The sequence below is a fragment of the Vibrio mimicus CAIM 602 genome, assembly GCF_000338875.1.
GTDB classification, from domain to species: domain Bacteria; phylum Pseudomonadota; class Gammaproteobacteria; order Enterobacterales; family Vibrionaceae; genus Vibrio; species Vibrio mimicus.
Map to the genome: position 1 here is coordinate 1 of NZ_AOMO01000047.1, position 6744 is coordinate 6744.

Below are 6744 nucleotides of genomic sequence, written 5' to 3' on the forward strand. Positions count from 1 at the left end.
ATCTATTCGCTCGGGGTAATTTTCTACGTTGCAAAACGTATTCCCTATAACCATGCGATTTGGCACGCCTTTGTTTTGGCGGGTTGTGCGTGCCATTTCTTAGCGATTTATCTCTACGTGGAACCGATTTAGCATCGCGCGCTTTCCCATTCACCCGCTAGTCGCTCAAGGTCAAGGTGTTAGTGGTTTAGCGTGTTTCGATCTGCTTGATGGTTGCGTGCAAAGTGTATTGCGTTTGCTCATTTAGGCTCAGCTCAATAGGTTTGCCTTCTACCGATGTGTGCGGACGCAGATAAGTCTCTGCTAAGCGCTTGATCGACTGCCAAATCGTCACTTCCTGCTCTTCTCCCCAAACGCCTTGCGCATCTTGTACTCGGATGACTAAGCGAACCGCAATAACTGATTGGCTACTCTGATTAGTAATGGCGCTATCTAACCTGAGTTTGCCTTGCTCGTAGCGTGGGGCACTGAGTACCACATCCACACCGGAATCACTCAGCTGTAGCACTGGTCGGTTCTCACCGACGTTGATCACGACGCTGGTTAATGAGGGTTGCACAATCAAGGGTGCGGTGTGTGTTACGCTCGGTTGGCTTGTCGTGGTTTCTGTTTTTTGTACGTAGTGCCACGTAAAGTCGTCATTCAATTGAACTTGGCGACCATCTTTCAACTGCAAGGTTTCCCCTGCAAAAACCAGTGTAGATAGGCTGGCTAAACTGACGGCCGAAATTAGTTTTTTCATTATTATCAATCCTTCTAGTGGCGCCAGAATGCAGGGAAAAACAGTACGAGTATAGTTAGAATTTCCAAACGACCCATCAACATACCCAAGCTTAATAACCATTTTGCTGCGTCGGGCAGGGCTGCGAAGTTACCCGTTGGGCCGATCACACTCCCCATACCAGGGCCTACGTTTGCTACAGCGGTTACTGCGCCGGAGATGCTGGTGATCGAGTCTAATCCCATGGCTGATAACGCGCCAGCCAGCACCACGATGGTGATAAAGAAGGTTAAACCAAAAGCGACGACAGAGCGGATGATCTCTTCGTTTACAGGACGTTGGTTATAGCGCTGAATAAAGATGCCTGAAGGATGAACCAAGTTCAGCAGTTGTTTTTTCAGTAGTGCCATCGCAATTTGGAAGCGAAACACTTTAATGCCGCCAGAGGTTGAACCTGAGCATGCCCCCGCCATGAGCAGGAAAGCAAAAATGGTTGAGGGCAGGGCACCCCAAGAGGTGAAATCATCCAAACCAAACCCTGTGGTGGTCACGACGGAGACAATGTTAAACATGGAGACTCGCAACGCATCCATAATTTCGTAGTCGTCTCTCAGCCACAGCCAAGTGGCGACAATCAGACTCGATATCATAAACAGCCAGAAGAAGCCGCGTACTTGTTCATCCTTGAGTAAAGCACGTGGACTCTGTTTACGTAAGGCTTGTACAAACAGCAAAAACGGCAGTCCCCCAAGGAACATAAACAGGGTGGCCACCCAATGTGCCCCATGAGAGAAGCGGTTCATTGAACTATCACTGGTCGAGTATCCGCCCGTCGACAGAGTCGTAAAGGCGTGGTTAATGGCTTCAAATGGGGTCATGCCAGTAGCGATATAGCTCAAGAAACACAACCCAGTGAGCACCAGATAAACCGCAACAATGTTTTTCGCGACCGTTTTAGCGCGTGGGCTACTTTTATCAGACCAGTCAGACGATTCTGTTTGGAACAGCTTCATCCCACCCACGTTGAGCATCGGCAGTACCGCTACCGCCATCACAATAAAGCCCACCCCGCCTAACCATTGCAATATTGAGCGCCAGAGCAGAATGCTGGGTGGCATATCGTCCAAACCGCTCAGTACAGTGGAGCCTGTGGTAGTCAGTCCGGACATGGTTTCAAAGTAGGCGTCAGTAAAGCTGATGTGGTTGATAAACACAAAAGGCAAAGCAGCAAACGCACTGGAAATGGTCCACACCAGACTGGTGATCAAAAACATATCACGCACGTTCAACCGAAAGCTTTCGGTACGACCAATGCTCAAACAGATGAAGGCGACTAAGTGGGTGATGATCACCGCTTGTGCGAAATCGAGGAAACCACCGCTACCGGTAAAAAAGGCAACGAGGGTCGGTACATACATAAACAGGGCCAGCTTGGAGAGCACCAGCCCGATAATAAAGGTAATGGGGCGTAAGTTGAGCATAACGCCAACCCCTACAGGAAGAATGGGCTCGGCTGGAATAGAGCTTCCACGTCGGGCACATATTTTTTATCGACCAAGAACATGACGACGTGGTCGTCTTGCTCGATGACTGTGCGATCATGGGCAATCAGTACTTCTTCGCCGCGAACAATCGCACCGATTGTTGTGCCCGGTGGCAGTTTAATGTCTCCCACGGCACGTCCTACGACTTTAGATGTGGCTTCATCACCGTGGGCGATGGCTTCAATCGCTTCTGCCGCTCCACGACGTAAAGAAGAAACGTTAACAATATCGGCACGGCGAACGTGGGTTAACAATGCGGAAATGGTGGCTTGTTGTGGTGAAATCGCCACATCAATTACGCCGCCTTGTACTAAGTCTACATAGCCGCTGCGCTGGATCAGCACCATGGCTTTTTTGGCACCCATACGTTTCGCCAGCATGGCCGACATAATATTGGTTTCATCTTCGTTGGTGAGCGCGATAAACACGTCTACCTGATCGATGTTCTCTTCCGACAGCAATTCCTGATCTGCTGCATCACCACAGAATACGATGGTGTTTTCTAACTCTTCAGATAGCTGCTCGGCACGCTGGTAGCTACGCTCAATCAATTTGACGCTGTAGGTGTGTTCCAAGCGCTTAGCAAGGCTTGCACCTATGTTACCGCCCCCAACAATCATGATCCGGCGATAGGGTTTCTCAAGGCGCTGTAGCTCACTCATGATGGAGCGAATATGGTTACTGGCGGCGATGAAAAACACTTCATCATCCGCCTCAATAATCGTGGTACCTTGCGGGCGGATAGGGCGACCTTGACGGAAAATCGCTGCAACCCGAGTGTCGATGTGTGGCATGTGATCGCGCAGTGCCGAAAGAGCGTTACCCACTAGCGGACCGCCGTAATAGGCTTTCACCGCAACAAGGCTGACTTTTTCTTCTGCAAAGCTCACTACTTGCAATGCCCCAGGATACTGAATCAAGCGCTCGATATAGCTGGTGACTAGTTCTTCAGGGGCAATCAGATGATCAACGGGTACAGCACCAGATTGAAACAGCGCTTCTTTTTCGGCCAGATATTGAGGAGAACGAATACGTGCAATACGGTTGGGCGTGTTAAACAAAGTGAAGGCAACCTGACACGCGGCCATGTTGGTTTCATCGGTATTGGTGACGGCGACTAGCATGTCGGCATCTTGTGCCCCTGCTTCGCGCAGTACATCGGGGTGGCTGGCATGGCCATTAACCACACGTAAATCATATTTATCTTGTAAATCGCGCAGTCGGTCAGCGTTTTTATCGACGACCGTGATGTCATTGTTCTCACCGACTAAGTTTTCGGCTAGCGTGCCGCCCACTTGCCCTGCACCAAGAATGATGATTTTCATAACCTGTTCTCTTTGTTTGCTCACGCCCAAGGCGAGTTGGCTCGCCTTGGTTTACCGAATCAGTTTTGTTTGCTTAACACGGCGTAATAGAAACCGTCCATAGCTTCCTCTCCGGGAAGGATCTGTCGGCCGGGTTGTGCGGGATCTGAGCCAACCAAGCTAGCATTCGGTGTGCGTTCCAGAAACGCTTTGACCTGCAAGCTATTTTCTTGTGGTGTGATCGAGCACGTTGCGTACACCAAAGTACCACCGGGTTTTAATTGTTGCCACATAGCGTCCAAAATTTCGCGCTGTAGCTCAGCTAATGCTGGGATATCTTCCGCGCGACGCAGCCATTTGATGTCAGGATGGCGGCGAATAACGCCTGTTGCAGAACAAGGAGCATCCAATAAGATGCGATCAAATTGCTCGCCTTGCCACCAATCTTGTGGGTAACGCGCATCACCACAAATCACCTGCGCGTTGAGGTTTAAACGCTGCAGGTTTTCTTGTACGCGTTTGAGGCGTGTTTCATCACAATCAATGGCGACGACTTGGCTATTTGGAGTACGCTCCAGAATATGCGCGGTTTTGCCTCCGGGAGCAGCGCAGCAATCTAAGATCAGCTCTCCCGCTTTAGGGGCAAGGTAAGTTAGTGCTAACTGTGCTGCGGCATCTTGTACGGAAACCCAACCTTCGGCAAAACCGGGAAGTTGATTTACATCGCAAGGACTCGCCAAGCAAAGTGCATCTTCCGCTTGCGAATGCGGTTCGCTAGCGAGATCTGCTTGCTCAAGCAGTGTCTTGTATTCATCACGGTTGTGGTGCTGATGGTTAACACGCAGCCACATTGGGGCTTTGCTGTTGTTGGCTTCGACGATTTGTTGCCATTGCTCGGGATAACTCTCTTTGAGCAACTTCAGTAACCAGCCAGGATGACCGTAACGACCTGCATCATGGCTGGTGGCTTGGGCATCTAAGCGTTCTTGATCGCGCTGATAGTTACGCAGGACTGCGTTAATCAAACCACGCAAACGAGGGCCTTTCAGATCTTGTGCGCCCTCAACCGTTTCACCTACTGCCGCATGGGCTGGGATACGCATGAAACTTAATTGATAAAGGCCGACCAAGATAAGGAAGTGAAACACACGTTGTTTGCCTTTCAGCGGTTTTTCCATCAGGGATTGGCTAATGGATTCCAAACGCGGTAACTGGCGCAAAACGCCATAGCAGATCTCTTGCAGCAAGGCGTGATCTCGCGGTCTGATTTGCTGCTGAGCCGCAGGCAAAGCATTAGACAGGGACTGCCCTAAATCAACCACTTGGTAAAGAGCCGATGCAGCAGCGGCGCGAACATTCATAATAAAACCTAAACAAAAAAGCTGAACCCTAGCCATCCATCGGCTAGGGTTCAGGATTAACTGAGTTGGGAACCGACACTAAACCAGTCGGCACGCGCATTGAGAATATCTTGTACTGGCAAGGCTTTCTTGCCCGGAATTTGCAGGCTTTCGAGCACTAGTACATCTTGCCCGGTTGCCACGTAAATCCCGCTCTTATCTGCTTGGATAATGGTACCCGGAGTTTGAGTTACTGCTCGTGTTTCAACACGCGCTTGCCAAACCTTAATGCTGTTTTCTGCTACTTCAAAATGGCTCATCGGCCAAGGATTAAAGGCGCGAATGCAGCGCTCAATATGGGCGGCTTCATCATTCCAGTTAATACGGGCTTCTTCTTTACTGAGCTTATGAGCATAGTTGGCCAGCGCATCGTCTTGCTTTATCGCAACCGCAGTGCCTTGGGCGATATCTTCTAAGCACTCTAGCAGCGCTTGAGGGCCAAGTTCAGCCAGCTTGTCATACATGGAAGCACTGGTGTCGCTCGCTTCGATCGGCAGAGTAGTGATTTTCAGCATATCGCCCGTATCAAGGCCGACATCCATCTGCATGATGGTGACACCGGTTTCGCTATCGCCCGCCCAAATAGAACGTTGAATCGGCGCAGCACCACGCCAACGAGGTAGGATGGAGCCGTGCACATTAATACAGCCGAGTTTTGGGGTATCCAAAACCACTTTTGGCAACAGTAAGCCGTAGGCAACCACTACCATCAGATCAGCGTTGAGTGCGACAAGTTGCTGTTTTGACTCTTCAGATTTAAAGTTTTCTGGTTGATAAACCGGAATGTTGTGCTCAAGTGCAAGGGTTTTGACTGGGCTGGCAGTGAGTTTTTTGCCGCGACCCGCTGGGCGATCGGGTTGGGTGTAGACCGCAATGATCTCGTGCTCCGAAGACAATAACGCCGCCAAGTGACGGGCGGCGAAATCCGGAGTACCTGCAAAGACAATACGTAGTGATTGGCTCAAGGTTACCTCACAGTAAATAGCTATTTTTTCTCGTTGAAGCGTTTGATTTTCTCTAGCTTCTCTTTAATGCGGTTGCGCTTAAGTGGTGACAGATAGTCAACAAACAGCTTACCCGCTAGATGATCGAGTTCATGTTGTACACAGATAGCCAGTAGGTCGTCAGCTTCAAAGCTGTACTCTTGACCATTGCGATCCAGTGCTTTCACTGTCACTTCTGCAGCGCGTGGAACTAAAGCCCGTGCGCCAGGGACAGATAAACAACCCTCTTCAATACCATCTTCACCGCGTTTTTCGATAATTTCTGGGTTAATCAGCACCATAGGCTGATCGCGAGTTTCAGAAATATCGATCACCACGATACGTTGGTGAATATCGACTTGAGTTGCCGCCAATCCAATGCCTTCTTCGGCATACATGGTTTCCAACATGTCATCGACGATTTGTTGGATTTCTGGCGTCACTTTCTCGACCGGTTTTGCAACGGTACGCAGTCGATCATCTGGGAATGTTAATACTTGTAATACAGACATATACACTCGAAATGTTGAACTGTGCCGAAACAGCTTAATGCGTGTTGGCTCAATTCTAGACATTTTATGACCCAAATGACAGCATCCGGACGTGATTTCTCCGATACCCAGTAAATTTTTCGACCAAGGAAGCAAGGTCATGGCACGATTAACCCGTTATATTGCCTGCGCTTTATTACCTTTCGCTTTACTCAGTGAACAGGTGACCGCGGATGAGCAAACACCGCTGACTCTTAAACAAAATGCCCACAACTTATACCGTGGTGAAGGGCGATACCCT

General features: G+C 49.7%; 6 protein-coding genes and 2 pseudogenes. 2 read left to right on the forward strand and 6 right to left on the reverse strand.

From position 1 onward, the window contains the following. A pseudogene (locus D908_RS04795) lies at positions 1 to 132 on the forward strand (PAQR family membrane homeostasis protein TrhA); the annotation flags it as partial. Between the two features lie 55 nt (positions 133 to 187). Here the strand turns inward: D908_RS04795 and D908_RS04790 are convergent. The 6 genes from D908_RS04790 to def are packed head-to-tail and all read right to left on the reverse strand — an operon-like array spanning position 188 to position 6464. Beyond that, complete coding sequence (locus D908_RS04790) at positions 188 to 742, reverse strand: DUF3157 family protein (RefSeq protein ID WP_005526112.1); 555 nt, start codon at positions 740 to 742, stop codon at positions 188 to 190. 14 nt (positions 743 to 756) lie between these two features. Then, complete coding sequence (locus D908_RS04785; protein WP_000933522.1) at positions 757 to 2202, reverse strand: TrkH family potassium uptake protein; 1446 nt, start codon at positions 2200 to 2202, stop codon at positions 757 to 759. 11 nt (positions 2203 to 2213) lie between these two features. Then, the gene (trkA, locus tag D908_RS04780; protein ID WP_000691364.1) at positions 2214 to 3590 is read right to left on the reverse strand and encodes a Trk system potassium transporter TrkA; all 1377 of its coding nucleotides are present in this window, start codon (positions 3588 to 3590) and stop codon (positions 2214 to 2216) included. A gap of 59 nt (positions 3591 to 3649) precedes the next feature. Then, entirely contained in the window at positions 3650 to 4930 is a 1281-nt protein-coding gene (rsmB, locus tag D908_RS04775) for a 16S rRNA (cytosine(967)-C(5))-methyltransferase RsmB (protein ID WP_005526117.1), read from the reverse strand. A 56-nt stretch (positions 4931 to 4986) separates the two neighbouring features. Continuing rightward, positions 4987 to 5934, reverse strand: a complete 948-nt coding sequence (fmt, locus tag D908_RS04770) for a methionyl-tRNA formyltransferase (protein ID WP_005526119.1) — start codon at positions 5932 to 5934, stop codon at positions 4987 to 4989. Positions 5935 to 5954: 20 nt separating this feature from the next. After that, entirely contained in the window at positions 5955 to 6464 is a 510-nt protein-coding gene (def, locus tag D908_RS04765) for a peptide deformylase (protein ID WP_000115006.1), read from the reverse strand. Between the two features lie 139 nt (positions 6465 to 6603). Between def and D908_RS20620 the strand changes: the two are divergent. Then, positions 6604 to 6744: pseudogene (locus tag D908_RS20620) on the forward strand (LysM peptidoglycan-binding domain-containing protein); the annotation flags it as partial.